The following is a 25,844-nucleotide window of genomic DNA, read 5'->3' as shown; positions in this document are numbered from 1 at the left end:
AGACGATCGAGAGGAGGACGCCCGTGTCCAGAATTTGCGACGTGACCGGCGCCGGACCCGGCTTCGGCAACAACGTGCCGTGGTCGAAGCGCAAGACCCGGCGCCGATGGAACGTGAACTTGCAGCACAAGCGCTATTACCTGCCCAGTGAGGGGCGGCACGTGCGGCTGCGCGTGTCGGCCAAGGGCATCAAGATCATCGACCGCGACGGCATCGAAGCGGTCGTGCGGCGTATCAGGGCGAGAGGAGTGAAGGTCTGAGATGGCGGCGAAGAGCACCGACGTCCGGCCCGTGGTCAGGCTGCGTTCGACGGCGGGGACCGGCTACACGTACGTGACCCGCAAGAACCGGCGCAACGACCCCGACCGGTTGGTCCTGCGCAAGTACGACCCGATCGTGCGCAGGCATGTGGCGTTCAAGGAGGATCGGTAAATGGCGAAGAAGAGCGCCATCGCGAAGCAGCGGCGCCGGGCGGTCCTGGTGGACCGGTACCGGGAGCGCCGGGAGGCGCTCAAACGCGCCGTCTCGCACCCGGACACGGCCCCCGAGGCCCGCGCGGCGGCGGTGCGGGACTTGCAGCGCCTGCCGCGGGACTCCTCCCCCGCCCGGCTGCGCAACCGCGACGCCGTGGACGGGCGCCCGCGCGGGTTCAACCGCAAGTTCGGACTGTCGCGCATCCGACTCAGGGCCATGGCCCACCGCGGCGAATTGCCCGGTGTGACCAAATCGTCCTTGTAGGAGGATCACCTGAAAGGGGCATAGATCCTACCTGACCTGCGCCCCTTGCGACGTGTCGCCACAAAAGCGTTACACCCGCGTCGCAAGGGAGCGCTACCCTGGGCCTTGCGACAACGTTGTGAGGCTGCTCTCAAGTCCGGAACCATGTGAGGGCCTCCTGCGTTTCACATAGTGAACGAAGGAGCTATGTCAGCAATGGTCCAGCAATTGGAGACCGTCCAGGCCGAGGCGGGCGAACCCACGCCCTCGGCGACGCTCGCGAGCCGCGAATACGCGGTGCCGGCCGAGGCCCGGCCCACCGACGCCACCCCCGTCGACGCCGTCCCCGCCGAAGCCGAGACCGCCGTTCCCGCCAGCCCCGCGTCCCTTTGGGCGTCCGAGAGCCGGGTCCTCTACTCGATCACCCACACCGAACCGCGCGACGCCCGCGCCTGGATCGACTGCGAGTGCGTCATCCGCAACGACTGAGTCGTTCCAACGGGCCGCCTGGTTCAGGAGACCTCGGCCAAGGTGCGGCAGGACTCCTGCGTCGGGATCGGCCCCGGGCCGATCGTCGCGCCGCCTTCGAAGTCGAGCATCGCGTAGAGGCCGTCCGCCCAGAACAGGCAGCTCACCGTCGTCTCGCGCTCGCGGCCGCCCTCGGTGACCACCACCCGCGCCCGGGCCTCCCCGTACGTCGACGTGGCGAGTTCGAAGCCGCGCTCCTGCTCGTACCAGACCTCGCCGGCGTCGATGTCGGGGTAGGACTCGACCTGCCAGGACGCGCCGGGCGCGAACGCGAGTTCGCGCTCGGGGTCCTCGGGGAAATCGAACGGGCAGCGCTCGATCGCCGGATCCGCCGCGCAGGCGTCGTAGTAGTCGCGCATCGCCGCGTCCACGAGCGCCTCGCCCTCCTCAGAGAGGCGCGGCCAGGGCACCGGGAACCACACGTCGGAGCGCTCGGCGCCGAGCAGCTTGAACTGGTTGCCGAGCGCCAGCGCCGTCGCGGGCTCGGTGAACTCCATCGTGGACGGCAGGTCCGGGTAGAAGATGTACAGGCCCGGCAGCAGCGTCACCGTGGTCGTGCCCAGCTCGGGGTCCACGGGCACGCTGACCCGGTTGACGTCGATCCTGCCGAAGGCCGGATACGCGGCCGACCTGAAGAACCCGTTCTCGATCCGCGCGCGCCCGTCCTCGATCCCCACCTGGTACCGGTGGCCGAGCCGCGTGCCCTCGTACGCCTGGATCTCGGCGTACACCTGCGCGACGAACCGCCCCGGCGCCCCTTTGCTCTCCTTGTACTCGACCTGCGCGACCGTCACGACGCTCCAGCGCGGGTCCAGGGCCTCCCGGACGAGGAAGTCACCGGTGAGGTCGGGGTCCTCGGTGAAGGACAGGGCCAGGTCGACGTCGCCCGCGCGGACCGCTTCGAGGAAGGAGGTCACGGTCGTCTCGGCGAGCGTGCGGTGCAGCGGATCCCACTTCGCGACGGCCACGACCGCCGCCGCGAGGGCGATGAGGACCGCGGCATAGGCCAAGGGGGCGTTGGGCAGACGCGGGGCGCGGCGAGACGGCGGCGGATCCGGCGGGGTCGAGGGCAGATCGGCGCGGCCGAGGTCGATGGCGTGCTCGCCTCGCCCATCGGGCGCCTGCGCTGCGGACACTGTGGCTCCCGACGCTCGACTGCTACCGTTGACCGGCAAAGTCTAGCGTTCGCAGCGAGGACCCCTATGCCCACGACCTGGCGGAACAACCGAAGCGCGCAGGCGTTGCGGGAGAGCGCGGCACGGGCGCACCGCAGAGCGAACTCGCTGCCGCGGATGCCGTTCGCCATCGCGCTCGCGGTGGCGGCCGTCCTGCTCGCGGCGGCGATCGAGTCCGACCCGAACCCGGACGCGCGGATCACCGAGGTCGCGGAGCTGCCTTCGCCCTCCGACGTCTACGACTTCGGTTTCACGCCCGAACCGGCCGAGCCGGAGATCCTCGAATACGGCTTCAGCGAGATCACCGTCGACGGCCGGAAGTGGATCCTCGTGGGCGCGGTGGTGCGCAACCCGCACGAGCAGTCCCTGGAGTCGGCGTCATTCGCGGTCACGGCCGCCGAGGGCGGCGTCACGACGCAGCTGAGCTCCTTCTACGGCGGCGGCGTCCCGGCCGGGAGCACGGTGATGGTCGGTCACGTCGTGGACGGCGAGATGACCGAGGTTCCCTTCGAGGGACTGCGGATCGAGCCGATGGGGACCGCCTACCTGTGGCCCGACGCCGACGAGTTCGACCAGCAGGAGGCCGAGTACTGGTCCTCGCCCCCGCGGCTGCCCGAGATGGAACTGGCGGGAGTCGAGGCGCTGACGAGCCCCGACGGGCTGCGGTTCACCCTCCGAGTGGTCAAGGCCGAGGACCATGTCGTGGAAGGCTGGACGGTGCTGTTCCGCGACGGCGACGGGAACCTCGTCGGCGGACTGCCCGGCGTCGCCGACCCCTTCGCGATCAACGACCTGGGCAGAGTCGTGCGACTGCCGGAGGGCGAATCACTCCAGCACGTCGACGTGCTGGAGGCGTGGATACCCGAAGGCGCGGACCGCGATCGGATCGAGATCGGCCCCTCCGGCGCAGCGCTCGGCTAGAACGGAGCATTCGAGCGGTCCTTGAGTTCCGGCGAAAGTCGGTCCCGCCGTGCTGAAGCCGGCGTGAGAAAGACAGGGATTCTCGGCCTATGCTCATGTCGTGCAACGGTCTCAGGTTCGTTCAGACGCTCCTCACGTACTGCTGGCGGCGTTCCCAACGCGGCTCGCCTCAGACGTGCAGAGTGTTCTGGCGGTCGTACCTCGCACTCGGCCAGTATCGGCGGAGCGCTTCGAGGTCGAGGTTGAAGGCGCACTTGTGGCCATCCCCTACCGCATCGCCGGCGCCGAGCCCGACCCCGCCGCGGTACGAACGCTGACGGGTGTCGAGCAGGTGGTGCTGCATTGTCTGTACTCCCGGAACTGCGACGGTCGTGTCCGCGAACGTCATCTCGCTTCCCTGGTGGACCGGCTCGAGCCGTGGGTGATCCCGTTCGTGCTGCAATTGGCCGGCGAGTACGTGCTCGAAATCCTCGAAGCCCTTCGGCGGGGCCTCGGCGACCTCACCGTCCGCGGCTCGGCGCAGCGCCGACGATACGGGGAGTTCATCACGCGGAATCCCGCCTTCTTCGCCCGCACGGAACGGCGGGTGGTGAGCTACTGGTCCTGCTACTACCGCTTGGGTCACCCCGAGTTCGGGACGTATCCGGGCTGCGACCTGCTGGAGGTGTTCCGGGCGGCCGCCTTCGAATTCGGCGGCAGGAGGCCGCCGCGCAACACGCCGCCTCCGCTCCCGAGCGCTGCCGATTGACGGAGCTGTTCTGTTGCGGTGCGCCCGTTCGGTTCAGGCGACTTCGACCAGGGATCGGCACTGGTCTTCCAGGGCGCCGGCGTCCTGCGTGAGCCAGACGCGGCCTTCGAGGTCGAACTCTGCGTAGAGGCCTTCGGTCCAGATCGAGCAGCTCACGGTCGCCTCGCGCTCGCGTCCGTCTTCGGTGACGACCACCGGCGCGCGGGCCTCTCCTGGCACGGTCGTCAGGAGTTGGCTCCCGTCGATCTCCCCGTACCAGTTCCACTGCATCTCGACCTGCGGGTGGGACACGACCTCCCAGGTCGCGCCCGGTGCCAGCGCGAGGTCGCGGGCGGGGTCCTCGGGGAAGGCGAACGGGCACAGTTCGATGGACGGGTCCGCGGCGCACGCGTCGTAGTGGTCGGCGATGAGCTCGTCCACGAGCGCCCGTCCCTCATCGGAGGCGACCGGGTAGGAGATCGGCAGGCTGGTCTGCGACCAGTCGCTGCCGAGCTGGCGGAACTGGTCCCCGAGCGCGAGCGACAGGTTCGACTCCTCGAACTCCATCGTGGACGGCAGGTCGCGGTAGAGCTCGTAGAGCCCCGGCAGCAGGGCGAAGTTGGCCTCGGTCCCGTCGGGTGCCGCCGGCGCGCTGACGCCGTTGAGGCCGAGGTCGTCGAAGATCGAGTAGTTCGAGGTGAGGGTGAGCCCGTTGTCGATGACGGCTTCGCCGCCTTCGACGACGACCCGGTACCGGGCGCCGATCCTGGTGCCGTCGAAGGCCTCGATCTCGGCGTAGACCTGGGCGACGGCCTTGTCCGTGCCGCCCACTCGGTCCTTGAAGTCGACCTGCGCGACGGTGACGATGCTCCAGCGGTCGTCGAGGGCCTCGGGGACCAGGAAGTCCTCGGAGGGGGCGGTCTCGTCGGTGAGCGCGAGGGCCGCTTCGACGTCGCCTTCTTGGGCGGCTTCGAGGAAGGCGAGCACGGCGGCCTCGGCGGGCGGGCGTTGGAACGGGGCCCATCGCACGGCCGTCGCCACTGCGGCGGCGATCACCAGCGCGACGGCCGCGATCGCCATGGCCGTGTTGGCATGGCGGCGCAGGAAGGGGAACCGGCGGCGCTCGGGCGGCCGCGGCGCTTCGGGCGCCGGGACGCCGTCGGACTCGACGGCGCCGAGGTCGATGTGCCGACCGGTTCCTCGGTCCTCGGGCGGGGTCGCTTCGGCCACCATGGCTCCCGACACTCGACTGCTACCGTTGACCCGCAAAGTGTAGCGTTCGCAGCAAGGACCCCCATGCCCTCGATCACGTGGTTCGACCGCGGCGTAAAAACGTTGCGGGCCTTGGCATCACGCGCCGATCATCTGCCTCGGACGCCGTTCGCGATCGCGCTGGTCGCGGCCGCGGTGGTCCTCGCGTGGGCCCTCGACATGGACTTCGGGGCCGAGGAGCGGGTCAGGGAGGTCGAGGAGGTCCCGGCCGCGACGACCGACGGCGTGACCCTCGAGTACACGCTGGACACGGCGGATCTGGAGATCCTGGAGTACGGCTTCGGGCGGGTCGTCGTCGACGGCGGGGACTGGACCCTCCTCGGCCTGGTGGTCCGCAACCCGTACGCGCAGACGATGCACGCGGGAACGCTGTGGGTCACCGCGACGGCCGGGGAGGGCCCTGCGACCCGGGTCCACGACTTCTACATCGACGCGATCCCTCCGGAGTCGACCGTGCGGGTCGGCTACGTGCTGCCGCAAGGGGCGACCGACGCGCCGTTGGAGGAGCTGCGGGTGGAGTCGCTCGATCCGTCGTATCTGCTCCCGGCGCGCGAGGACGCCCCCGATGTGGCGATCGAGTACTTCGAGCCGCTGACGGCCCCGGCGGCGGTGACGGTGGCGGGCGTCGAGCCGCTGGCCAGTCCCGACGGGTTCCGGCTGCACTACGAGCTCTCGGCCGAGTCCGAGCGGCTGCGGCTGTCGGTGCTGTTCCGGGACGGCGAGGGGCGGCTGCTCGGTGGCCTGCCGGCGGGGCCCGACCCGTTCAGCGCGACCGGTTCGCAGGGGTGGCGCTCGTTCCCGATCGGGGAGTCGGCGCAGTACACGGACCTGCTGGACGCGTGGATACCCGAAGGGGCCGACCTCGATGCGATCGAGATCAGCCCCGCGGGCGCCACCGGTTGATCAGAGCCGTTCGAGGAGGAACCGCTCGACCTGGTCGATGGCGACGCGCTCCTGCTTCATGGAGTCGCGGTCGCGAATGGTCACCGCCTGGTCTTCGAGGGTGTCGAAGTCGACGGTGATGCAGTACGGCGTGCCGATCTCGTCGGCGCGGCGGTAGCGGCGCCCGATCGCGCCCGCGTCGTCGAAGTCCACGTTCCAGCGCTTGCGCAGCTTCGCGGCCAGGTCCTTCGCCTTCGGCGAGAGGTCCTCGTTGCGGCTCAGCGGCAGGACCGCGGCCTTGACGGGGGCCAGGCGCGGGTCGAAGCGGAGCACGGTGCGCTTGTCGACCCCGCCCTTGGTGTTGGGGGCCTCGTCCACGTCGTAGGCCTCCAGGAGGAAGGCCAGGACCGAGCGGGTCAGGCCCGCGGCGGGCTCGATGACGTACGGGGTCCACCGCTCGCCCTTGGCCTGGTCGAAGAACGACAGGTCGGCGCCCGAGTGCTTCGAGTGGGTCGAGAGGTCGAAGTCGGTGCGGTTGGCGACGCCTTCGAGCTCGCCGAACTCGCCGCCGGCGAAGTTGAACCGGTACTCGATGTCGACGGTGCGCTTGGAGTAGTGGGAGAGCTTCTCCTTCGGGTGCTCGTAGCGGCGCAGGTTCGCCTCCTTGAGCCCGAGGTCGACGTACCAGTCCCAGCGGGTCTGGAGCCAGTACTCGTGCCATTCCTCGTCGGTGCCCGGCTCGACGAAGAACTCCATCTCCATCTGCTCGAACTCGCGGGTGCGGAAGATGAAGTTCCCCGGCGTGATCTCGTTGCGGAAGGACTTGCCGGTCTGCGCGATGCCGAACGGGGGCTTGCGCCGCGAGGCGGTCATGACGTTGGTGAAGTTGGTGAAGATGCCCTGCGCGGTCTCGGGGCGCAGGTAGTGCACGTTCTCGGTGTCCTCGGTGGCGCCGAGGAAGGTCTTCATGAGGCCGTTGAACATGCGCGGCTCGGTGAAGGAGCCGCGGGCGCCGCAGTGCGGGCAGGCGAGGTCGGCCAGGCCGTGCTCGGGCTCGGCGCCGTGCTTCTCCTCGTAGGCCTCGACGAGGTGGTCGGCGCGGAAGCGCTTGTGGCAGGACTGGCACTCGGTGAGCGGGTCGGTGAACTCCTCGATGTGGCCGCTGGCGACCCACACCTGCGGGTTGAGGACCACCGCGGAGTCGAGGCCGACCACGTCGTCCCTCTCGCGGACCATCGCGTTCCACCACTCGCGGCGGATGTTCTCCTTCAGCTCCACACCGAGCGGACCGTAGTCCCAGGCGGAACGCGTGCCTCCGTAGATCTCCGAGCTGGGGAAGACGAAGCCGCGGCGTTTGCACAGGCTGATGAGCGCTTCGGTACGGTCCTGGGACACGATGATTCCTCTCGATCCGGCTGGCGGTCGGTGAGACTGCGGACGGGCTCGCACTGGTCGCGAGCCTCTTGTGCGATTCTCTGAACAGATTGTTCAGCCGGCGGAGATCCCGGTCAAACCGGTTCGCGCACCGGTCGATCCTCGGGATCGCGCGCGGGGCGCGGTCCGCCAGTGAGCAAGGGTACCCCGCACGGGCGGCCGCGCCGCTGCCGCCCCGTTCAGCGAGTCGCGCGCCTCAAGCGGCCCGGCCGGGCCGCTCAGGCCTGGCGCAGATCCGCCAGATGCTGCTCGAAACCCTCCCGGGCCTCGGTGTACTCCGGGCCCGCGAGCCAGGTCAGGGCCTCCTCCCCCACCTCGATCGCGCCCTTCCGGTCGCCGAGTTCGGACAGGAGCCACATGGTCTGGTGCGCGGTCAGGCTCGCCCGCTCCAGGATCAGAGGGCCCTCCCGGAACACCGTCAGCGCCCGCCGCTGGAGGTCGAGCACCGGCTCGGCCTCGTCGCGGCGCAGCCCCGGCTCCCCGGCCTGGCTCTCCAGGAACTGGAACGTCAACTGCGCGTGCTGGCGGTAGGTCTCGCCCAACTCGAACCGGGCGGCCTCGCGGGAGGCCACGCCCGCCTCCGGGTCGGCGCGGACCGCGTGCAGGCGCGCGGCGATCTGCGCCATCGTCTGAAGGCCCTCGCCGAACGCCGCGTCGCCCATGATCGTGCGCAGCAGCCAGGCGCGGGCGCGGCTCACCCGCGTCCACGCGGTGAGGTCGCCGACCTCGTCGGCCGCCTGCACCGCCCGCGTGTAGACCTCCAGGGCGTGGTCGTGCTCGCCGAGCTTCTCCAGCAGCTCCCCGGTGAGGAACAGTGTGTCGGCGTAGAGGCTCACGAGGTAGTCCTCCTGCGTGGACTCCATCAGGGCCAGGGCCGCGAGGCCGTGCTCGACGCCCTGACGGGTGTCGCCCTGCTTGTCGTAGGACTCCGCCAGGTTGAACCGCACATTGCACACCCGCCACAGCTCCTGGTCCGGCAGGTCCGCCAGCGCGGCCTCCAGCAGCGGCACGGCCTCGTCGCGGCGGTCCTGCTCGACCAGGGCCACCCCCATGAGGTGCCGGGCGACCGCGGCGGGGACGGTCAGTCCCCCGGCGTCGCAGTGGATCGAGGCGGCGAGGGCGTGCTCGTAGGTGGAGGGGTGGTCGCCGGCGCGCATGGTGAACTCGGCGGCCTGGAGGTGGAGCTTCGCGGCGATGGTGTGGGCGGGCTCGTCCCCGAGGGCCACGATCCCCTCCCGGGCGATGGCCAGGGCCCGCTGGTAGTCGCCGGTGAGGCCGACCTGGTCGGCGAGGTCGGCGCTGGCGCGGGCGACGGCCCATCCGGCGTCGGCGTCGCGGGCGACGTCGAGTCCGGCGGTGAGCAGGGCGGTCTTGGCGTTCGCGTCGGGTTCGAGGCGGGCGCGCAGGTCGAGGAGGTCGCAGCGGCGGATGAGGGCGTAGCGGCGCTCAGGGTGGGCGGCGAGTTCGGCTTCGAGGACGCGGGCGCGGTCGGCGAGGTCGGGGACGAGGGCGGTGGGGCCGCCGGTGGCGGTGGCGGCGAGGTATTCGGCTCTCATGGCGAGGACCTGGCTGGTGTGGAAGCTGCGGTCGTCGATGCGCTGCTCGCCGCGGAGGGTGCGGGCGGTGGCGGCGACGTGGGCGGCGCCGGCGAGGGCGGCGGCGGGGTCGGCGTCGGCGGTGTGGATGAGCGCGAACGCCTCGGCGACGAGGGCGCGGCCGGGCTGGCCGGCGAGGCCGAAGAGCTCGACGGCGCGGCGGAGCCCGTCGAGGATGGCGTCGGGGTCGTCGGCCTGGGCGGATTCGGCGTGGGCGATCTCGGCGCGGTGCTCGGCGATGAGTTCGACGCCGAGCGCTTCGGCGATGGCGGCGACTTTGAGCCAGGCCTTCCAGGTGTCGGGCGAGCAGTCGTCATAGGCGGCGTAGGCGGCGTCGATCGCGGCGTCGAGGGCGGGGCCGCCGTGTTCGGGGCCGGCCGCGAGGTCGGCGGTGAGGTCGGCGGCGCGCACGTCGAGCCGGGCTTTGGGCCGCAGTTCTTTGAGGCCGAGGTGGACCGGCTGGTCGTAGGGGGTGGATTCGGTGACGGCGCGGGACATGGCCGAGTGGTGGTCGTTGCCGTTGCGGGCGTCGAAGCGGGCGCAGATCGCGGCGCGTTCGGTCTCGGCCCAGTCGTGGAGTTCGGCGGCGGTCCAGTCGCGTCCGCCGGGGCCGGGCATGGCGGTGTCGGCGAAGCCGAGGGCTTTGAGGCGCCGACAGGTGAGGACGGTGACTTCGAGCAGGCGCTGGCGGTCCCTGACGCCGAGGTCGAGGTCGAAGAAGCGGGCGTGGTCGGCGAGGATCTCGAGGGCGCGGTGCTCGTTGCCGGTGAGGGCGCAGAACTCGGCGTGGAGGGTCCACATGTGGACCATGTCCTCTTTGCCCTTGCACATCTGGTAGCCGCGGAGGTGGTTGGCGCGGGCCTGTTCGCCGCGGCCGAGTTCGACCAGGGGCAGCAGGGAGAGGGCGAGGGCGTAGTGGGGTTCGTGGGCGCAGGTGTGCTCGCCGCCGAGGACGGGTTCGAGCATCTCCATGGCGGCGTCGGCGGAGTCGTCCTCGGCGTAGAAGACGACGGTGGCGAGGGAGGTGTATTGGCAGGCGGTGCAGTCGGACATGTCGTCCTCCTCGGCTTCGCCGAGGGCTTCGATGGCGGCGGCGACGCGGTCGTAGTCGCCGACGTGGAAGGCCAGTTGCATCTCGTAGGCGGAGGGGGCGTGCATGGAGTAGCCGGCCTCGGCGTAGCGGCGGCGCATCTCCTCGAGCCAGTGCTCGATGGATTCGAGGGGGACGTCGGGCTGCTCGATCATCTTGTCGACGATCCATTTGAAGGTCCAGTACAGCGACCGGGTCAGGTAGGCGTCGAAGTGCTGGGGCTGGGAGTCGAAGCTGCGCAGGAGCCTTGCGAAGGGGATGAGGAGGCGGGTGGAGTCGCGGGAGAACTCGTAGGCGTCGACGAGGCCGCTGAGGGCGTAGTTGAGCAGTTCGGGGTCGCCGACGGCGTCGGCGGCCTCGACCGCCCGCTCCAGGGCCGCGACCTTCGCCTCGCTGGCCTCTTCGAAGCGGGCCTCGTTGAGCAGTCGCCAGATCTCGTCGGGGTCGGGAGTGGCCATACCAGTCCTTAACAGTCCTGAAGGGTGAGCCGGATGGGACATGGGCGGCTCATTCCTTCGTGATGTGTTCCAGCAGGTTCATGAAGGAACGGTTGAGGAGCGCGGTGTCGGCGCTGCGCAGCGGCCGTCGGCTCATGAGCAGGGCCTGCCCGTAGAGGGACTCGACGGCGGTGCCGGCGAGTTCGGGGTCGCCGATGGCCCCGACGCGGCGGACGGTGGGGTTGCGGTGGTTGAGGACGAGCTGGGCGCGGGGCGCGTGCTGCTTGATGGAGGCGAGGATGCCGCCCCACAGGTCGTCGGCGTCCGCTTCGGCTTCGGCCCTCTGGCGTTCGCGGCGGGCCTCGCGGTCGTCGAGGAGGAGCGCGGGGACCGAGACGGGGCTGAAGGCGCGCACGACCACGTCGACGTCGACGGCGTCGAGTCGGGCGCGGGCGGCGCTCAGGAAGCGCTGGAGGGCGAGTTCGTCGGCGGTGTCGACCGCATCGAGGCTCGCGGAGATGACGCCGGGCTGGAGGGCCTCGACTTTGACCTGCGGGTCCAGTCGCGGGAGGGCTTGGACGAGTTCGGCGTCGTAGGTGTAGCCGCCGTTGACGACGCCGATGCCCTGGGCGGCGGCGATCTGGGCGACCTGGCGGTACTCGTCAACGCTGTCGGCGAGGTAGATCGGCTGGTAGGCGCGGGCGAAGTCGGGGAGGCTGGTGTGACCGGCGGTGGTCTCGAACCGCAGCCACGGGAGCATGGAGGCGAGGAGGTCGAGGTCGTGGCGGGCGAGGGCCTTGACGCCGAGTTCGTGGACGGCGAGGAAGGCCTCCAGGCGGGTCGGGTCCTCGGCGGCGAGGCGGGAGATCCACTCGCGGATCTGCGCGCCGACGGCGTCGCGGGCGACGGCGAGGGCCTCGTCGTCGTAGAGGGACTCGCGGGAGGCGGTGGGGCGCAGGGAGTCGGTGTCGACCACGCAGCGCACGAAGAACGCCCATTCGGGGACGAGGTTGTCGGCGGTGTCGGTCAGGAGCATCCGCTTGAGGTGGACGCGGTGGGCCGGGCGCGCGGAGGGCGAGGTGGCGTGCGGGAGGACGAACGCGAGGCCTTTGAGCCCGGAGAGGGGCACGTCGAGGTCGATGACGTCGAGCGGCGGGAAGCCGAGGACCTGCTCGCAGTAGGCGTTGAGCGCGAGGCGGCGCGCGGTGGGGCTCGGGTGCTCCCGCTCCCAGGGCGGGGGCGTGTCGGTGACGGCGATCGGTGCGGCGCCGTCGGAGACGGTGACGTCCACCGGCAGGAGGGAGCCGTACTCGCGGGCGAGTTCGACCACTTTCTCGGCGCGGAGCCAGCCCTCGCCGGGGCGGGCGGCGAGTTCGACGGTAGTGCCGGGCTCGGGGTGCTCGGCGACCGGGACCTCGGTGACGGTGTAGGAGCCGTCGTCGCGGGCGGTCCAGCGCACGACCGGCGCGTCGGGGGTCTTGGCGGAACGGGAGGTCACGGTGATGACGGAGGCGACGGTGAAGCAGGCGAGGAGGCCGATCCCGAACTGGCCGAGGAAGTCCCGGCGGGCGCCTTCGATCTCTTCGTCCCGTTTGGAGGATCCGCCGATGGTCGCGAGGAGCTTGTGGACTTCCTGCAAGGTCAGTCCCACACCGGGATCGGTGATGCGCAGGCGCGAACCGTCGGTGACGATGCGGACCGGCGCGGGCGCATCCGCAAGGGCCACATCGAATTCAGGATCGAGGGAGCGGCGGGCGGTGACGGCGTCCACCGCGTTCTGGAGCAGCTCGCGGACGTAGACCTTGGGCGAGGAGTACAGGTGGTGGGACAAGAGGTCCACCAGGCCGCGCAGGTCCACTTGGAACGTATGGGAAGTGGGCTCGGTATCAGACACGGCGCGTCCTGCTTAGTTCGAAGGTCGATCAGCGTCAGTCAGACTAGCAAACCGCCGCACCCGCGGAACGCGTGAAAAGACCCGGCGGCGCGCCCCGCGCGGAGCCCTCGCGTCCGGAATGCGTCCCGGTCGGGCGGGGTGCGGGCGGTGACGGAAATGCGCTGGGTTCGGGGCGGGCCGCGGCGGGGCCGGAGGGGAGACGGCGGTGCCGTTGCGGTCGGCCCCACGGCGATGGGAGCGCCGCGGCTTCGGCGCGGTCGCGCTCGCGCGGACGGGCATCGCGTCGGCCGGAACGAAAGCGGCGCGCACCGACGCGTTGGGCGAGGTCCGGTAATGTGGCCGCTACCGATCTTCCGATGTGCGAGGTATGCGACCCCCATGACTTTCCCGCCCCCGCCCCCGGACCGGACGCACCTCCAGTACCAGCCCGCCCCCGTGCCGCAGCAGCAGCCGCCGCAGATGGGGCCGGGAGGCGCTTACGGGCCGATGCAGCAGTCCTCCGACCAGCCGATCCCCGGGCAGCTCCCGTCCGCGGGGATGATGATGACGAAACCCGGCACCGTCACCGGCATCCAGGTGATCCTGTGGATCTTCGTGGCCCTCGGCGCGATCGCGAACCTGTTCTCGATCATCAGCATGGTCGACTTCTTCCACCCGCTCCAACTGCTCGTGCTCGCCTACGCCGTCTACTCCACGATCCAGTCGCTCGTCAGCCCCGTGCAGATCGCCCGAGGCAAGCGCTGGGCGTGGATCTGGTCGCTCGTCAACGCGATCCTCGGCCTCCTCACCGCGATCGCCGCGCTCGTCTTCGGCATCCTCTACTTCGACAACGGCGGCGAGATCTCACTGCTCATCGGCGTCGCGCTCACCGGCCTCTACGGCACCCTCCTCGGGCTCCTCTGCTCGAAGTCGGCCCGGCAGTGGATCATCATGCACCGCATCCAAAGAGGCGAAGTGGCGATGCCCGGCGCGGCCGGCGGATTCGCCGGGCAACCCGGCATGGCGCCGGGCGGCCCCGGGGGCTTCGGCGCCGGCGCGGCCCCGCAGCGCCCGGAGACGCGGCCGACCTCGGTCGCCGTCACCGCCGTGGCGCTCGGCGCGTTCGCCGCACTCGCGATCTGGCAGATCATCGCGGGAGTGACGGCCCTGCAAGAGATGCTGAACTGGTTCAAAGAGCGGGACTTCCCAAGCTGGGAGGACCGCACCCTGGTCGACGAGATGTTCTCAGGGCAGTTCCCGCAACTGGGCCACCAGGTGGTCGCCTTGGCGGTGCTCGTGATCGGCGCCGCGATCATCGTCCCGCTGCTGCTCAAGGGCAGCCTCGGCGGCCGCGTCCTCGGCATCATCTGGTCGATCCCGGCGGTGCTCATCACCGGCTTCATCGCGTACGTCGTGATCAACGACTACAACCGGTACTACTCCGATCTGCCGCTGTTCGGCGGGCCCGCGCCGATGGGCCCCGGCATCCTTCGCACCACCGCGGTCGCGGTGGCGGCGCTGCTCGTGTTCATCCTCATGATGACCCCCGGCGTCCGCGCCTGGACGCCCGGGAACCCGTCCACCGCCGCGATCGTGATGGTCCCCATGGGACAGCCGCAGCAGACCGGGCCCTACGGACAGGCGCCGCAGGCGGGACCGTACGGCCAAACGCAGCAGACCGGGCCTTACGGCCAGCAGCAGTCCGGGCCCTACGGCTCGCAGTCCCCGCAACAGCAGTCGCCGTACCCGCCCCAGTACTGACACCGAAGGCAGCGATGTCCTACAACCAGCTTCCTCCGCCGCCGCCCGACCGGATGCACCTCCAGCACCAGCCCGCACCGCAGCTCGCGGGGCCCGGCGGCGCGTACGGGCCCATCGAGGTCCCCTCCGGCCAACCGATCCCCGGGCAGCTCCCGCCGCCCGAGATGACGATGGCCAAACCGGGCACCATCACCGGCATCCAGGTCATCCTGTGGATCTTCGCGGTCCTCGCCGCGCTGGCCGACCTCGGCTCGGTCGTGAGCATGGTGGAGTTCTTCAACCCGCTGAGCCTCATCGGCCTGGCCTTCGCGGTGTACTCCACGATCCAGTCGGTCATCACGCCCGTCCAGATCACGCGGGGCAAGCGCTGGGCGTGGATCTGGGCGGTGGTCAACGCGATCCTCGGCCTGGTGATCGCCTTGGGCGCCATCGTGCTCGGGGTGAGCGTCATCGACGCCACGCCGTTGCCGCTGCTCGTCGGCGTGGTGCTCGGCGGTCTCTACGGGACGCTGCTGGGCCTGCTGTGCTCGAAGTCGGCGCGCTCGTGGATCCTCATGCACCAGTTGCGGCGCGGCGAGTTCAGCTCGATCGGCACGCCCGGGCCGGGGGCCGTCGGGGTCCTGGTCGAACTCGACGCGGACCGCCCGGAGTTCAAGCCGGGGCGGGTCACCGCGGTGCAGGTGCTGCTGTGGCTGGCGGCGCTCTCGCCGCTGGTGATGGTGTACGTGTTCCTGACGTGGGCCTCGGACGAGTACCGCTACTACGAACGCAACCAGCGGGACCACGGTTCGAGCCTCGACTACTTCTTCAGCTCCGAGTGGGCGATCGGGGCGATGTGGCTCGTCATCGGCACATTGCTGCTGGCGGTGCTGGCGATCATCTCGGCGGTCGGCCTCCAGCGCGGCCGGTTCTGGGCGCGGGTGTACACGCCGATCTGGGCGGGGCTCTGCCTCATCGCGGCGGGGGTCTGGACGCTCATGGCCCTGGTGCTGTACCTCGACGCGGTCTTCAGTCCGAGTCGCAACACGTACGAGGACCCCGGGAACCTGCCGATGCTGATCGGCTCGGCTTTGGCGTTCCTGGCGCTCCTGATCGCGTTCATCATGGTGTTCACGCGGCCGGTGCGCGAATGGGCGCCCGGGAAGCAGTTGGCGATCTCGTACGAACCCGGTGCGCAGGGAATGCCGCTGCCGGGCCAGCCGGTCGCGGCATCGGGCCCGTACGCGCAGCAGGGATATGCGGGCCAACAGGGTCATCCTGGGCAACAGGGCCACTCGGGGCAGCAGAACTACGGAGGACCGCAGGGCAACGCGGGCGGGCAGGGCTACCCGGGGCCGCAAGGGAGCCAGGGGCCGCAGGGCGGGTACCCGGGCCAAGGGCCTTCAGGGCCGCAGGGTTACGGACCGCCACAGCAGCCGTATCAGCCCCCGCAGCAGTACCCGCCGCAGCCGCCGTACGGGCGCTGACCGGGGCCGGGACTCTAGAGCGAGCGCCAGCCGCAGACGTTCATTTCGAGGGTCTCGCTGCCCTCGTCGACTTCGATGATGAGCGCGATCCCGGTGCCGTCGGCGAATTCGACCTCGACCGCGGTGCCGTCGGAGCTGATCGGCCCCACGTCGGCGCCTTCGGCGTCCCAAGTCTCCCACTCGGGGATGTAGGTGCCGACCGGTTCGTTCCGGAGCTCGTCGCAGAGCATCGCGTGGGCCCCCGACCAGTCCTCGTCGGCGACCTCGGCGATGAAGTCCGCGGCGGTGGCCTCGACCTTGTCGGTGACCGAGTTCATGAAGACGAAGAACGCAACGACGATGGCGATGATGACGCCGCCGACGAGGAGGATGCCGCCGACCAGGCTGATCACGAGTTTCGCGGTGAAGCGGCCGGAGTTGCGCTCGGTGGGCGGGGCCGCGAACGGGACCGGGACGCCCGAGGGCGGCGGCGGGGCCGAGGGCACTGAGGGCGGCCCGACCTCCTTGGTAGTGGGCGGGAGCGCGAGGGTCTCCTCGGTGCCGGGTTCGAGTGCGACGGGGGCCGAGGCGGGGTCGGAGGCGGCAGAGTCAGCGGCGGCGGGGTCGGAAGTAGCGGGGTTGGAAGCAGCAGAGTCGGTCGTGGCGGGCGCGTCTGAGTCGATCGCGGGCGCGACGGCGGGCGGGGCCGCGCCGGGCTCGGGGGCGATCTGGGCGGGGGCGTGCGGTTCGGCGACGACTTCGACGGTCGTGCGCGGCTCGGCAACGACGGCTTCTTGCGGGGAGGATTCGGCCTCGGGAGCGGGTTCGGCAGGCGAGGAGGGATCGGCGGCGATCGGTGTGGGGGCGATCTGGGCGGGGGCCTCGGGCTGGGGAGGAGGGCCGGAGTACGGATCGTGAGCCCACCGGTCGGAGGCGGGAGCCCAGCTCGCCGGGGATTCGGGGGCGGCGGGCTCATGTGGGCTCTGCGCGGCTTCCGAGACCGGGCGGCCGGGAGCCTCGGGTTGTGCACCGGAGGGCGGCTCGTTCGCCGGAGGCTCGGGAGCGGCAGGACCCTGTGCGCCCTGCTCAGGTCCCGAGGCCCCGCTCGCGGGGGCCTCGGATTCGGGTTCTTCACCGATGGGCGGCTCGTTCTCCGGCGGTTCGGCGGCGGGGTTCGGCCGGTCGCTCATCGGGCGGCCTCCCGGCGGGCCTCGTCGGGGTCGTCAGTGCGGTCCGAACCTGCGCGGGTCGGGCGCTCGCCCGGCTCGCACTCGGCGAGGACCTCGAAACCGGAGGCCTCCGGCAGCGCGCGCGACAGCAGCGGAGTGGACATCTTCACCTGGAAGTTCGACAGCGCCCGGCGGTAGACGCCCACGCCGCTCCACTCGGTCCAGAGCATCCACACGCTGTCGTCCGCGTCGAAGTCGTCGAGGGCGCGGCCCAGCCCGCCCCGCAGGTAGCCCTCGCAGGAGGCGAGCGCGGCCAAGGCGTCCTCGGCGTCGCGCGAGAAGCTCTCCGTCTCGCCTTCGGTTACGGCGAAACGATATACAACCAGCACGGTCCCAACCCTACTGTGCGCAGCCGGCGCACAGGCCGTGGAGTTCGAGCGTGTGCCCGACCTCGGTGAATCCGTGCTCGGCCGCGACCTTGTTGGCCCAGCGCTCGACGGTGGGCCCGGCGACCTCGACGGTCTTGCCGCAGCTGCGGCACACGAGGTGGTGGTGGTGCTCCTCGGCGTTGCAGCGGCGATAGAGGTGGTCGCCGCCGGGCAGGCGCATGACGTCGACGATGTCGGCCTCGGCGAAGGCCTGGAGGGTGCGGTAGACGGTGGTCAGGCCGATCTTGGAGCCGGCCTCGCGGAGGATCGCGTGGAGGTCCTGGGCGCTCCGGAAGGCCTCGTCCTGTTCGAGCAGTTCGAGGATCGCGGTCCGCTGCTTGGTGGACCTGGCCATGTTCTCGGCCGGAGGCTTGGAGGCCACTAGCGTTCCTCTCGGGCGTGGTGGACGGCGTCGGTGACGATGTGCGCGATGTGGTCGTCGATGAGCGAGTAGGAGATCTCGCGGCCCGACCTGGTGCCGCGCACGATACCCGCTCCGCGCAGGACCCGCAAATGCTGCGAGACCAGGGGCTGGGTGACGGCGAGGGTCTCCACGATCTGGTGGACGTACTTGGGTCCCTCGGCCAGCTCCATCACGATGGCGATCCGCAGCGGAGCGGCCAGCGCGCGCAGCAGCTCCCCCGCCGCCTCGTAGTCGGCGGGCGGGGCATCGGATGGTTCGGTCTCGGTCCGCACCTTGCAAAAATATCGCGTCGCCGGTCCGTCGGGGGGTTCAGGTGCCTCGCGGCCGGTCGCGGTCATGCGCTGGAGGCGGGCAGTTCGACTTCGAGCGGCTCGCCTTCGGGGGGCAGGTGGCCTCGGCGGGTGCGGCGCACGCGGCCGACGACGGCGGCGACCGCGGCGGTGGCGACGAAGGCGGCGACGCCGAGGAGCACGATCGTGGAGCCGGGCGGGACGTCCTTGGCGGCGGAGGCGATGACGCCGGCGCCGGCGATGAGGAAGCCGGCGCCCATGGCGCTGAACATGGTGGCCTTGAAGGACCGGGTGAACTGCTGGACGGTGACGACCGGGATGACCAGGAGGGCGCTGACCAGGAGCAGGCCGACCGCGCGCATGGAGACCGAGACGGTGACGGCGGTGGTGATGAGCAGCAGGAGGTTGAGGGAGGCGACGGGGAGTCCGGAGACGCGGGCGTACTGCTCGTCGGCGCAGATGGCGGTGAGCCAGGGCCGGAGGACGAGCATGAGGGCGGCGACGACGGCGCCGCCGGCGACGATGGTCCAGACCTCGTTCCAGGAGGCGGTCAGGAGCGAGCCGAAGAGGTACTGCTGGAGGTTGGCGACGCCTTTGTCGGAGGCGATGCCGGTGAGGTAGACGCCGCCGGCGATGCCGCCGTAGAACATCATGGCGAGGGCGACGTCGCCGGAGGTCTTGGAGTGGCTGCGGAGCAGTTCCATGACGATGGAGGCGGCGACGGTGACCGCGAGGGTGGTCCACAGCGGCGCGGTGCCGGTGAGGAAGCCGATGGCGACGCCGGTGAGGGCGATGTGGCCGAGGCCGTCGCCGATGAGCGCGAGGCGCTTCTGGACGAGGAAGACGCCGACGGCGGGGGCGCAGAGTCCGACGACGAGGGCGCTGATGAGGGCGCGTTGGACGAATTCGAACTCGAAGTACTGGAGGAGGGTCGGGTCGTTCATTTGCCGCTCCAGAATTCGTCGGCGCCGTGGCCGCCTTTGTTGGTGCCGAAGGTGATGCGGGGTGCGGCGCCGTCGGGTCCGGGGTGCGGGTCGGGCGAGGGGTGGGGGTGGGCGTGCTGGTGGTCGGGGTCGGCGTGTTCGCCGACGGGGCGCGGGGGTTCGCCGTCGTGGACGACTCTGCCGTCGGCGAGGACGACGGCGCGGTCGAGGCGGTCGGTGAGGGGGCCGAGTTCGTGGGTGACGAGGAGGACGGCGCATCCGGCGTCGACGCGGGCGGCGACGACGGCGGCGAGGGCGGCCTGGGTCTCGGCGTCGACGCCGACGGTGGGTTCGTCCATGATGAGCAGTTCGGGGTCGGTGGCGAGGGCGCGGGCGATGAGGACGCGCTGCTGCTGGCCGCCGGAGAGGGTGTCGACGGCGCAGTGGGCGTGGTGCTGGAGGCCGACTTCGGCGAGGCTGCGGGTCACGGCGGTGCGGTCGGCGCGGCGGGCGGGCATGCCGAGGAGGCGGTGGGCGAGGCGGCCTTGGGAGACGACTTCGGCGGCGGTGGAGGGCACGCCGGAGGCGGCGCCGGTGCGTTGGGGGACGTAGCCGATGCGGCGCCATTGGCGGAAGCGCTTCTGCGGGGTGTCGAACAGTTCGATGGCGCCGCTGGCGAGGGGGACGAGGCCGGCGACGGCCTTGATGAGGGTGGATTTCCCGGAGCCGTTGGCGCCCATGAGGGCCACGGCTTCGCCGGGCGCGACGGCGAGGTCGACGCCGCGGACGACGGCGCGACCGCCGTAGGAGACGGTCGCGCCGTGGACGTTGAGTACGGGCATGGAGGCAATGCTGCCTTACGCCGCGCCGAGAGCGGTCTGCAACGCGGCGAGGTTCTCGCGCATCACACTGAAATAGTCGGCTCCGGCTTCGATGTCGGCGTCGGTGAGCCCTTCGAGGGGGTTGAGGACGGCGGTGCTCGCGCCGGTCTCGGCGGCGAGGGTCTCGGCGATGTCGGGCGAGACGAGGGTTTCGAAGAAGATGGTGGTGACGGCGTTGTCCTCGACGTAGTGGGCGACTTCGGCCATGCGCTGGGTGTCGGGTTCCTGGTCGGGGCTCAGGCCGGAGATGGCGACCTGGGTGAGGTCGTAGCGGTCGGCGAGGTAGCCGAAGGCGGCGTGGGAGGTGACGACGGCGCTGGAGGTGCGGGAGGCGAGGCCTTCGGTGAACTCGGTGTCGAGGGCGGTGAGTTCGGCGGTGAAGGCTTCGGCGGCGGCGGTGTAGTCGTCGGCGTTGGCTTCGTCGATGGAGGCCAGGGCGTCGGCGATGGCGTCGCCGATCTGGGCGTAGCGGGTGGGGTCGAGCCAGATGTGGGGGTCGGTGCCTTCGAGGGAGTCGTCGTGGGTGTGGCCGCCTTCGTCGGCGTGGTCTTCTTCGGTGGTGTCGTCGGCGTGGTCTTCTTCGGCGTGCTCGTCGTCGGCATGGTCGTCGTCGGCGTGGTCGTGGGAGTCCTCGCCGTGCTCGTCCTCGCCGTGCTCGTCGGTGTGGTCGTCTTCGAAGACCTCGGTGGAGTCGTAGCCGAGGGTGGTGACGGCGGTGGCGACGTCGAGGGACTTGTCGGCGGCGTACTGGTCGATCGCGGCGTCGAGTTCGGGGATGAAGTCGGCGAGGTAGACGACGTAGTCGGCCTGCTCGATGGCGGCGAGGTCGGAGGGGGAGAGTTCGAGGTCGTGGGGCTCCTGGCCGGCGGGGGTCAGGTTGGTGACGGTGATGTCCTCGCCGCCGACCTGCTCGGCGGCGTAGGCGAGGGGGTAGAAGGCCGCGACGATGTTGATCTCGCCGTCGTCGGCGGGGTCGGAACCGCAGGCGGCGAGGGCGCCGGCGGCGACGAGGCCGGCGATGGGCAGGAGGCTGAGGCTGGAACGACGCATGTGAGAACCTTGCCCAATCATGACAATCATTGTCAACAGCTAATATGAGCGTCCGGCGGCGGTGCGGGCCGAGGACCAGCGAGAATGCCCGGCGCAGGTGCGAGCGAACATGAAACTCATGATCGTCATCACGCTAAAGGATGAATTCGGGGCCGCGCGGGCCAGAATCCCCCGGACTTGTCACACCCCGGGAGCACAGTTGCAGACCGGGGGCCCAACCCGCCGGCTTCCGGAGCGCTGCGGTGTGCCCTCGGCACTCTCCCGGCGCCCCGCTACTGGTACTCGTTGTCGGGGGTCGCGATGCCCGTGATCGACTCGACCTCGATGTACGGCACCAGCGCGCCGTTGATCTCGTCGCGGCCCTGCCTCGGCGAGTACACGCCGATGATCTCCACCCACTGGTCCGGCTCCAGCCCCGCCGGAAGCGCGCCTTCGAGGCCGATCTTCACCGGCCGCGCGTCGGCCGCGCAGCACGAGACCACCATCCGCGCCAGCTGCGGCTCGTCCCCGCTGTAGAGGATGAACCCGCGCAGCTCGATGCGGTGCCCCTCAAGGCTGCGGCCCTCGTCGAAGATCGCCCGCGCCGCGTAGTCGAGCAGCGGCAGCGGCACCGGGTCCTCGCCGTCCGGCAGCTCCGGATACGACGAGCGGCCCTCCTCCGCGCCGATCGCCGAGCCGGTCCGCTCGGCCTCGTACGACCCGAGCGCGTCCGGCGCGACCAGCAGCATCCCGACGACCGGCACCAGCAGCAGCCACGCCACCTTCGGCTCGCCGTGGCCATGCCCGTCGTCGTGTTCGTCGGCGCCTTCCTTCGCGCGCCAGACGCTCCAGGCGGTGATCGCGGCGACCGCCACCAGGATCACGCCTGCCGGGAGGATCAGCCAGAGCGCGTACGGCTTCACATAGTTCAGGTAGTCCCCGGTCCAGGCCAGGCGGATCAGGCCGCCGCCCACCAGGAGCAGGACGATCGCCTGCGCGTCGCGCCTCACAGCAGCAGCACCCCCATCAGGACGCTCGCGACGACCGCGACCACGAACGCGGTGGGCGCGAAGCGGATCGCGAACCGGCGGCCGAAGGTCCCGGCCTGCATCGCCGCGAGCTTCACGTCGACGAACGGTCCCACCACCATGAACGCGAGCTTCGCGGTCGGCGAGAACTGGGTCAGGGAGGCGGCCACGAACGCGTCCGACTCCGAGCAGATCGACACGAGCACCGCGAGCACCGCCAGCGCGAGCACGCCGAGCACCGGGTCCTCGGCGATGGGCGCGAGCCAGGTCTCGGGCACGAGCGTGTTCAGGCTCGCGGCGATCGCGGCGCCGATGACGAGGTAGCCGCCGGCGTGGAGGAAGTCGTGGCGCAGCGCGGCCCAGAACGCGGCCCATCTGCCGTCCTCGTGGTGGCGGTGCTCGGGGAGCCTGAGCCATTCGGTCTTGCCGAGCCGGGCCCAGAGCCAGCCGATGGAGACGGCGGCGGCGAGCGAGGCGGCGACTCGGGCGACGACCATGCGGGGGTCGCCGGGGAAGGCGACGATCGTGGAGACCACGACGATCGGGTTGATCGCGGGCGAGGCGAGCATGAAGGTGAAGGCGGCGGCGGGGGCGACGCCGCGGCGGACCAGGGCTCCAGCGACGGGCACTGAGGCGCATTCGCAGCCGGGCAGGACGGCTCCGGCGACGCCGGCGACGGGGACGGCGAGCGCGGTGCGTTTGGGGACGGCTTTGTGGAAGAAGTCGGCGGGGACGAACGCGGCGATGGCGGCGGAGAGGGCGACGCCGAGGACGAGGAAGGGGAAGGCCTGGACGCAGACGGCGACGAAGCGGGCGGCCCAGGCCTGGGCGAGGGGTGCGGCGAAGAGTTCGGTGAGGCCGGGGCGGGCGGTGAGGCCGAAGACGAGCAGGAGGGCGAGGGCTTCGATGGAGGTGAGGCCGCGGCGGGGCGGCCGCGGAGGCGGTGTCGGGGAGGGCGGTGGGGCGGGGGTGTCGGTGCTGGCGAGGTCGGCGCTCACGGTCCCATTGTGCGCCATCGGTGCGGCCGGTGCGGACACGGCGCGCGGGGTGGAGCGGGCCGCCGCCGGGGTGTTCGTCCATGGTGGATCGATCGGGTGCGTCGGGGCCGGTTCCCGGATGGCGGGCCGAGTGTTACATGGTGATTTGTGACTGATCGTGTTCTCTTGGGGGCCTTCGGGTTCGCGGGTGCGCTGGGCCTGCGGGTACGGAGTGACTACGCTGTCTGGGTGCAAGCTCCACCCACTGCCGCCCCTGCCACCGCTCCGCCCGAAACGCCTCCGCCCGTGCGCCGCCGCGGCCTCGGCGCGGCCGAGGCGTGCCGTGCGCTGCTGGACCACCGGCGCTTCCAGATCCTGTCGATGGCCGTGATCCTCGTCAACGGGGCGATCCTCGGCGCGATGACGTTCCCGTCCGTCTCGGGTTCGGCGGGCGCCTTCCTGAGTTGGGCCGACCGGGTGTGCCTGGCGTTCTTCACGTTCGAGGTCGTCATCGGCCTCGTGTCGTTCGGGCGGCGGCCGTGGCGGTACTTCAAGTCGGGTTGGAACGTCTTCGACTTCGCGATCGTGGTGGGCTCGTTCGTGCCGGGCGTGCGCGAGAACGTGACGATCCTGCGGCTGCTGCGCCTGGCGCGGGTGGTGCGGATCTTCAAGTCGATGCCGTCGCTGCGGATCATCCTGGTCGCGGCCGGGAAGGCCCTGCCGAAGTCGGCGGGGGTGATGGCGCTGACGGGCGTGATCATGTACCTGTGGGCGATGATCGGCTGGATCGCGTTCAGCGAGTCCGACGAGGAGCACTTCAAGACCATCGGCCGGGCGCTGCTGAACCTGTTCCAACTGGTGGCCTTCGACGACATGGGGAACGTGCTGCGCGAGAGCGCGGCGAACGATCCCTGGACGATGCCGTACTACATTCTGTTCATCCTGTTCGGCGCGTTCATCCTGGTGAACATCATGATCGGCGTCGTGATCGCCTCGATGGAGGAGGCGCAGAAGCTCGACGACGAGGACGGGCAGGTCTCGGCGGACACGGCGCTGATCCTGGAGCGGATCGCGGCGCTCCAGGCGACGGTCGACCAGCTCGCGGCCGAGCGGGCGCCGGGGCAGCGGTTCACGCCGTTCCGTTGAGGCACAGGGCGTTAGGCGGCGGCCCCGGGTTCGGGAACCTGGTTGGGCACGGCGCCGCCGAAGCGGCGGTCGCGGCGGGCGTAGATCTCGCAGGCCTGCCACAGGTGGCGGCGGTCGAAGTCGGGCCAGAGCACGTCGAGGTACACCATCTCGGCGTAGGCCGACTGCCACGGCAGGAAGTTCGAGGTCCGCTGCTCCCCCGAGGGCCGCAGGAACAGGTCGACGTCCGGCAGGTCGGGGTTGTAGAGGTAGCGGGCGAAGGTTTTCTCGGTGACGCGGTCGGGGTTGACCCGCCCGGCCTTGACGTCGCGGGCGAGGGCCGCCGCGGCGTCGGCGATCTCGGCGCGGCCGCCGTAGTTCACGCAGAACTGGAGCGTGATCTTGTCGTTCTGCTTCGACATCTCCTCGGCCACTTCGAGCTCGGAGATGACGCTCTTCCACAGCCGCGGGCGGCGCCCGGCCCAGCGAATGCGCACGCCCATGGCGTGCAGCTCGTCGCGGCGGCGGTGGATGACGTCGCGGTTGAAGCCCATGAGCCAGCGGACCTCGTCGGGGCTGCGACGCCAGTTCTCGGTGGAGAACGCGTAGGCCGAGAGGGTGCCCACGCCCATCTCGATGGCGCCTTCGATGGTGTCGAACAGGGAGGCCTCGCCCATCGAGTGGCCTTCGGTGCGTTTGAGGCCGCGTTCCTTGGCCCAGCGGCCGTTGCCGTCCATGACGAGCGCAACGTGCCGCGGGACCAGCTCGCGGGGCAGCTCGGGCGGGGTGGCGCCCGAGGGGTGCGGTTTCGGCGGCTCGTACTTGCGGCTCACTGGACCTCCAAAGGCGACCGGTCGGCGGGGCCTCGATCGTAGTCGGTGCAGGGCCGGGGGCGCTGTCGGCGGCGGGGCCGGGGCTCGCGGTGCGGGGTTCGGGGCGGGACCGGCCCGGGCGTCATTGGTGGGGGACGTATTTGAGGGTGCGCAGGGGGCGTTCGGAGTGCCATTGGAAGTGGGCGGCGATGAGGCCGGCCGCTTCGGTGCGCTGGCGGCCGTCGGCGGCGGTCGCGTTCGTCCAGTCGCCGGCTTCGAGGGCGCGCATGAGCGCGAGCGAGGCCGGGGCGGGGACGGTGGCGCCGCCGGGACGGCAGTCGCCGCAGACGGCGCCGCCGGCGGCGACGGCGAAGGCGCGGTGCTCGCCGTCGCGGCCGCAGCTGGCGCATTCGCCGAGGGAGGGGGCCCACCCGGCGGTCTTCATGCCGCGCAGGAGGTAGGAGTCCATGATCAAAACCGGCGGCAGGTCGGTCTCGGCGAGGGCCCGGAAGGCGCCGAGCGTGAGCTGGAAGACGTCGAGGTCGGGCTGGTGGTCCTCGGGGACGAGCCGCTCGGCGGCCTCGGCGATGACGCAAGCGGCGGTGTAGGCGGCCCAGTCGGCGCTGATCGCGCCGCCGGAGAGGTGCAGGCCGACCGCCTGGGTGACGGTGTGCAGTTCGCTGCGGCCCTCGATGAGCTGGAGGTCGACGTGGCTGAAGGGGGCGAGGCGCGCGCCGAACTTGGAGGAGGTGCGGCGCAGGCCCTTGGCCATGGCCCGGTAGCGGCCCCTCTGGCGGCCCAGGAGCGAGACGATCGCGTCGGCCTCGCCGAGTTTGAAGGTGCGCAGGACCACCGCGTCGTCGCGGAACAGTTTTCGAGTGCCGACCCCCACTGCGCAAGC

The 25,844-nt window shown here is 70.9% G+C and carries 26 protein-coding genes; 10 read left to right on the top strand and 16 right to left on the bottom strand.

Translation table 11 applies throughout. The features are described from left to right. The first annotated feature begins 23 nt into the window (after window positions 1–23). From rpmB to IF12_RS26155, 4 genes are all read left to right on the top strand, one after another. Window positions 24–260 (top strand): 50S ribosomal protein L28, encoded by a 237-nt coding sequence (gene rpmB / locus IF12_RS0110790; protein ID WP_030157895.1) that lies wholly within the window; start codon window positions 24–26, stop codon window positions 258–260. A gap of 1 nt (window position 261) precedes the next feature. Next, entirely contained in the window at window positions 262–432 is a 171-nt protein-coding gene (gene rpmG / locus IF12_RS0110785; protein WP_030157893.1) for a 50S ribosomal protein L33, read from the top strand. Next, window positions 433–738 (top strand): 30S ribosomal protein S14, encoded by a 306-nt coding sequence (gene rpsN / locus IF12_RS0110780; protein WP_030157891.1) that lies wholly within the window; start codon window positions 433–435, stop codon window positions 736–738. Between the two features lie 186 nt (window positions 739–924). Then, window positions 925–1,206 carry a hypothetical protein gene (locus tag IF12_RS26155; RefSeq protein ID WP_166659540.1) on the top strand — a complete coding sequence of 94 codons (282 nt, stop codon included), beginning with the start codon at window positions 925–927 and terminating at the stop codon, window positions 1,204–1,206. A gap of 23 nt (window positions 1,207–1,229) precedes the next feature. Here IF12_RS26155 and IF12_RS0110770 read toward each other — a convergent pair whose 3' ends face one another. Beyond that, window positions 1,230–2,381 carry a hypothetical protein gene (locus tag IF12_RS0110770; RefSeq protein ID WP_133884383.1) on the bottom strand — a complete coding sequence of 384 codons (1,152 nt, stop codon included), beginning with the start codon at window positions 2,379–2,381 and terminating at the stop codon, window positions 1,230–1,232. 66 nt (window positions 2,382–2,447) lie between these two features. Between IF12_RS0110770 and IF12_RS0110765 the strand changes: the two genes are divergently transcribed. Next, window positions 2,448–3,341 carry a hypothetical protein gene (locus IF12_RS0110765; protein WP_133884384.1) on the top strand — a complete coding sequence of 298 codons (894 nt, stop codon included), beginning with the start codon at window positions 2,448–2,450 and terminating at the stop codon, window positions 3,339–3,341. A gap of 256 nt (window positions 3,342–3,597) precedes the next feature. Next, a complete protein-coding gene (locus IF12_RS0110760) occupies window positions 3,598–4,089 on the top strand; it encodes a hypothetical protein (protein ID WP_197034683.1) in 492 nt (163 codons plus the stop codon). 33 nt (window positions 4,090–4,122) lie between these two features. Here the strand turns inward: IF12_RS0110760 and IF12_RS0110755 are convergent, their stop codons facing one another. Further along, window positions 4,123–5,298, bottom strand: a complete 1,176-nt coding sequence (locus IF12_RS0110755) for a hypothetical protein (RefSeq protein WP_133884385.1) — start codon at window positions 5,296–5,298, stop codon at window positions 4,123–4,125. Window positions 5,299–5,364: 66 nt separating this feature from the next. Between IF12_RS0110755 and IF12_RS0110750 the strand changes: the two genes are divergently transcribed. Continuing rightward, window positions 5,365–6,243 carry a hypothetical protein gene (locus IF12_RS0110750; RefSeq protein WP_030157879.1) on the top strand — a complete coding sequence of 293 codons (879 nt, stop codon included), beginning with the start codon at window positions 5,365–5,367 and terminating at the stop codon, window positions 6,241–6,243. Here the strand turns inward: IF12_RS0110750 and IF12_RS0110745 are convergent, their stop codons facing one another. From IF12_RS0110745 to IF12_RS0110735, 3 genes are all read right to left on the bottom strand, one after another. Continuing rightward, window positions 6,244–7,617, bottom strand: a complete 1,374-nt coding sequence (locus IF12_RS0110745; RefSeq protein ID WP_030157877.1) for a glycine--tRNA ligase — start codon at window positions 7,615–7,617, stop codon at window positions 6,244–6,246. 257 nt (window positions 7,618–7,874) lie between these two features. Then, entirely contained in the window at window positions 7,875–10,799 is a 2,925-nt protein-coding gene (locus IF12_RS0110740; protein ID WP_030157875.1) for a hypothetical protein, read from the bottom strand. Between the two features lie 49 nt (window positions 10,800–10,848). Next, window positions 10,849–12,672: an HSP90 family protein gene (locus IF12_RS0110735; protein ID WP_081913484.1), complete on the bottom strand. Its 1,824-nt coding sequence runs from the start codon at window positions 12,670–12,672 to the stop codon at window positions 10,849–10,851. Window positions 12,673–13,050: 378 nt separating this feature from the next. On the opposite strand from IF12_RS0110735, the gene IF12_RS0110730 reads away from it, so the two are divergent. Next, entirely contained in the window at window positions 13,051–14,412 is a 1,362-nt protein-coding gene (locus tag IF12_RS0110730) for a hypothetical protein (RefSeq protein ID WP_133884386.1), read from the top strand. 14 nt (window positions 14,413–14,426) lie between these two features. Beyond that, on the top strand, window positions 14,427–15,878 hold the full coding sequence (locus IF12_RS0110725) for a hypothetical protein (protein WP_030157869.1): 1,452 nt from the start codon (window positions 14,427–14,429) through the stop codon (window positions 15,876–15,878). A gap of 14 nt (window positions 15,879–15,892) precedes the next feature. On the opposite strand, the gene IF12_RS0110720 is transcribed toward IF12_RS0110725, so the two are convergent. The 9 genes from IF12_RS0110720 to IF12_RS0110680 all read right to left on the bottom strand — a co-directional run bounded on the left by IF12_RS0110720 (window position 15,893) and on the right by IF12_RS0110680 (window position 23,045). After that, window positions 15,893–17,047, bottom strand: coding sequence for a hypothetical protein (locus IF12_RS0110720; protein WP_030157867.1), 1,155 nt, complete (start codon window positions 17,045–17,047; stop codon window positions 15,893–15,895). After that, window positions 17,044–17,415 (bottom strand): hypothetical protein, encoded by a 372-nt coding sequence (locus tag IF12_RS0110715; RefSeq protein WP_030157865.1) that lies wholly within the window; start codon window positions 17,413–17,415, stop codon window positions 17,044–17,046. The genes IF12_RS0110720 and IF12_RS0110715 overlap by 4 nt, the downstream gene beginning before the upstream one ends. Before the next feature lie 10 nt (window positions 17,416–17,425). Continuing rightward, a complete protein-coding gene (locus IF12_RS0110710; RefSeq protein ID WP_030157863.1) occupies window positions 17,426–17,809 on the bottom strand; it encodes a transcriptional repressor in 384 nt (127 codons plus the stop codon). 26 nt (window positions 17,810–17,835) lie between these two features. Then, window positions 17,836–18,150, bottom strand: coding sequence for a helix-turn-helix transcriptional regulator (locus IF12_RS0110705; protein ID WP_030157861.1), 315 nt, complete (start codon window positions 18,148–18,150; stop codon window positions 17,836–17,838). A 62-nt stretch (window positions 18,151–18,212) separates the two neighbouring features. Next, window positions 18,213–19,112, bottom strand: a complete 900-nt coding sequence (locus IF12_RS0110700; protein ID WP_030157859.1) for a metal ABC transporter permease — start codon at window positions 19,110–19,112, stop codon at window positions 18,213–18,215. Further along, window positions 19,109–19,933: a metal ABC transporter ATP-binding protein gene (locus tag IF12_RS0110695; protein WP_081913482.1), complete on the bottom strand. Its 825-nt coding sequence runs from the start codon at window positions 19,931–19,933 to the stop codon at window positions 19,109–19,111. Before IF12_RS0110695 ends, IF12_RS0110700 begins: the two co-directional genes overlap by 4 nt. Before the next feature lie 15 nt (window positions 19,934–19,948). After that, window positions 19,949–21,022 carry a metal ABC transporter solute-binding protein, Zn/Mn family gene (locus tag IF12_RS0110690; RefSeq protein WP_030157854.1) on the bottom strand — a complete coding sequence of 358 codons (1,074 nt, stop codon included), beginning with the start codon at window positions 21,020–21,022 and terminating at the stop codon, window positions 19,949–19,951. A 272-nt stretch (window positions 21,023–21,294) separates the two neighbouring features. Then, window positions 21,295–22,011 (bottom strand): TIGR03943 family protein, encoded by a 717-nt coding sequence (locus tag IF12_RS0110685; RefSeq protein WP_030157852.1) that lies wholly within the window; start codon window positions 22,009–22,011, stop codon window positions 21,295–21,297. Continuing rightward, window positions 22,008–23,045 (bottom strand): permease, encoded by a 1,038-nt coding sequence (locus IF12_RS0110680; RefSeq protein ID WP_030157849.1) that lies wholly within the window; start codon window positions 23,043–23,045, stop codon window positions 22,008–22,010. Before IF12_RS0110680 ends, IF12_RS0110685 begins: the two co-directional genes overlap by 4 nt. A 210-nt stretch (window positions 23,046–23,255) precedes the next feature. On the opposite strand from IF12_RS0110680, the gene IF12_RS0110675 reads away from it, so the two are divergent. Then, the gene (locus tag IF12_RS0110675) at window positions 23,256–24,152 is read left to right on the top strand and encodes an ion transporter (protein ID WP_133884387.1); all 897 of its coding nucleotides are present in this window, start codon (window positions 23,256–23,258) and stop codon (window positions 24,150–24,152) included. Window positions 24,153–24,163: 11 nt separating this feature from the next. On the opposite strand, the gene IF12_RS0110670 is transcribed toward IF12_RS0110675, so the two are convergent. Both IF12_RS0110670 and recO read right to left on the bottom strand, forming a co-directional pair. After that, on the bottom strand, window positions 24,164–24,964 hold the full coding sequence (locus IF12_RS0110670; RefSeq protein ID WP_030157845.1) for an isoprenyl transferase: 801 nt from the start codon (window positions 24,962–24,964) through the stop codon (window positions 24,164–24,166). Window positions 24,965–25,085: 121 nt separating this feature from the next. Next, window positions 25,086–25,835, bottom strand: coding sequence for a DNA repair protein RecO (recO, locus tag IF12_RS0110665; RefSeq protein ID WP_030157842.1), 750 nt, complete (start codon window positions 25,833–25,835; stop codon window positions 25,086–25,088). Window positions 25,836–25,844: the final 9 nt, after the last annotated feature.

It is taken from the genome of Glycomyces sp. NRRL B-16210 (assembly GCF_000719515.1).
Taxonomy (GTDB): Bacteria; Actinomycetota; Actinomycetes; order Mycobacteriales; family Micromonosporaceae; genus Glycomyces.
Note: the sequence above shows the minus strand (reverse complement) of the source record. Positions and strands in the feature narration are given on the sequence as shown.

Coding starts and splice junctions, on each gene's coding strand:
- rpmG (WP_030157893.1), top strand. CDS start 262: ATGGCGGCGAAGAGCACCGACGTCCGGCCCGTGGTCAGGCTGCGTTCG.
- rpsN (WP_030157891.1), top strand. CDS start 433: ATGGCGAAGAAGAGCGCCATCGCGAAGCAGCGGCGCCGGGCGGTCCTG.
- IF12_RS26155 (WP_166659540.1), top strand. CDS start 925: ATGTCAGCAATGGTCCAGCAATTGGAGACCGTCCAGGCCGAGGCGGGC.
- IF12_RS0110765 (WP_133884384.1), top strand. CDS start 2,448: ATGCCCACGACCTGGCGGAACAACCGAAGCGCGCAGGCGTTGCGGGAG.
- IF12_RS0110750 (WP_030157879.1), top strand. CDS start 5,365: ATGCCCTCGATCACGTGGTTCGACCGCGGCGTAAAAACGTTGCGGGCC.
- IF12_RS0110740 (WP_030157875.1), bottom strand. CDS start 10,799: ATGGCCACTCCCGACCCCGACGAGATCTGGCGACTGCTCAACGAGGCC.
- IF12_RS0110730 (WP_133884386.1), top strand. CDS start 13,051: ATGACTTTCCCGCCCCCGCCCCCGGACCGGACGCACCTCCAGTACCAG.
- IF12_RS0110725 (WP_030157869.1), top strand. CDS start 14,427: ATGTCCTACAACCAGCTTCCTCCGCCGCCGCCCGACCGGATGCACCTC.
- IF12_RS0110720 (WP_030157867.1), bottom strand. CDS start 17,047: ATGAGCGACCGGCCGAACCCCGCCGCCGAACCGCCGGAGAACGAGCCG.
- IF12_RS0110710 (WP_030157863.1), bottom strand. CDS start 17,809: ATGGCCAGGTCCACCAAGCAGCGGACCGCGATCCTCGAACTGCTCGAA.
- IF12_RS0110700 (WP_030157859.1), bottom strand. CDS start 19,112: ATGAACGACCCGACCCTCCTCCAGTACTTCGAGTTCGAATTCGTCCAA.
- IF12_RS0110695 (WP_081913482.1), bottom strand. CDS start 19,933: ATGCCCGTACTCAACGTCCACGGCGCGACCGTCTCCTACGGCGGTCGC.
- IF12_RS0110690 (WP_030157854.1), bottom strand. CDS start 21,022: ATGCGTCGTTCCAGCCTCAGCCTCCTGCCCATCGCCGGCCTCGTCGCC.
- IF12_RS0110680 (WP_030157849.1), bottom strand. CDS start 23,045: ATGGCGCACAATGGGACCGTGAGCGCCGACCTCGCCAGCACCGACACC.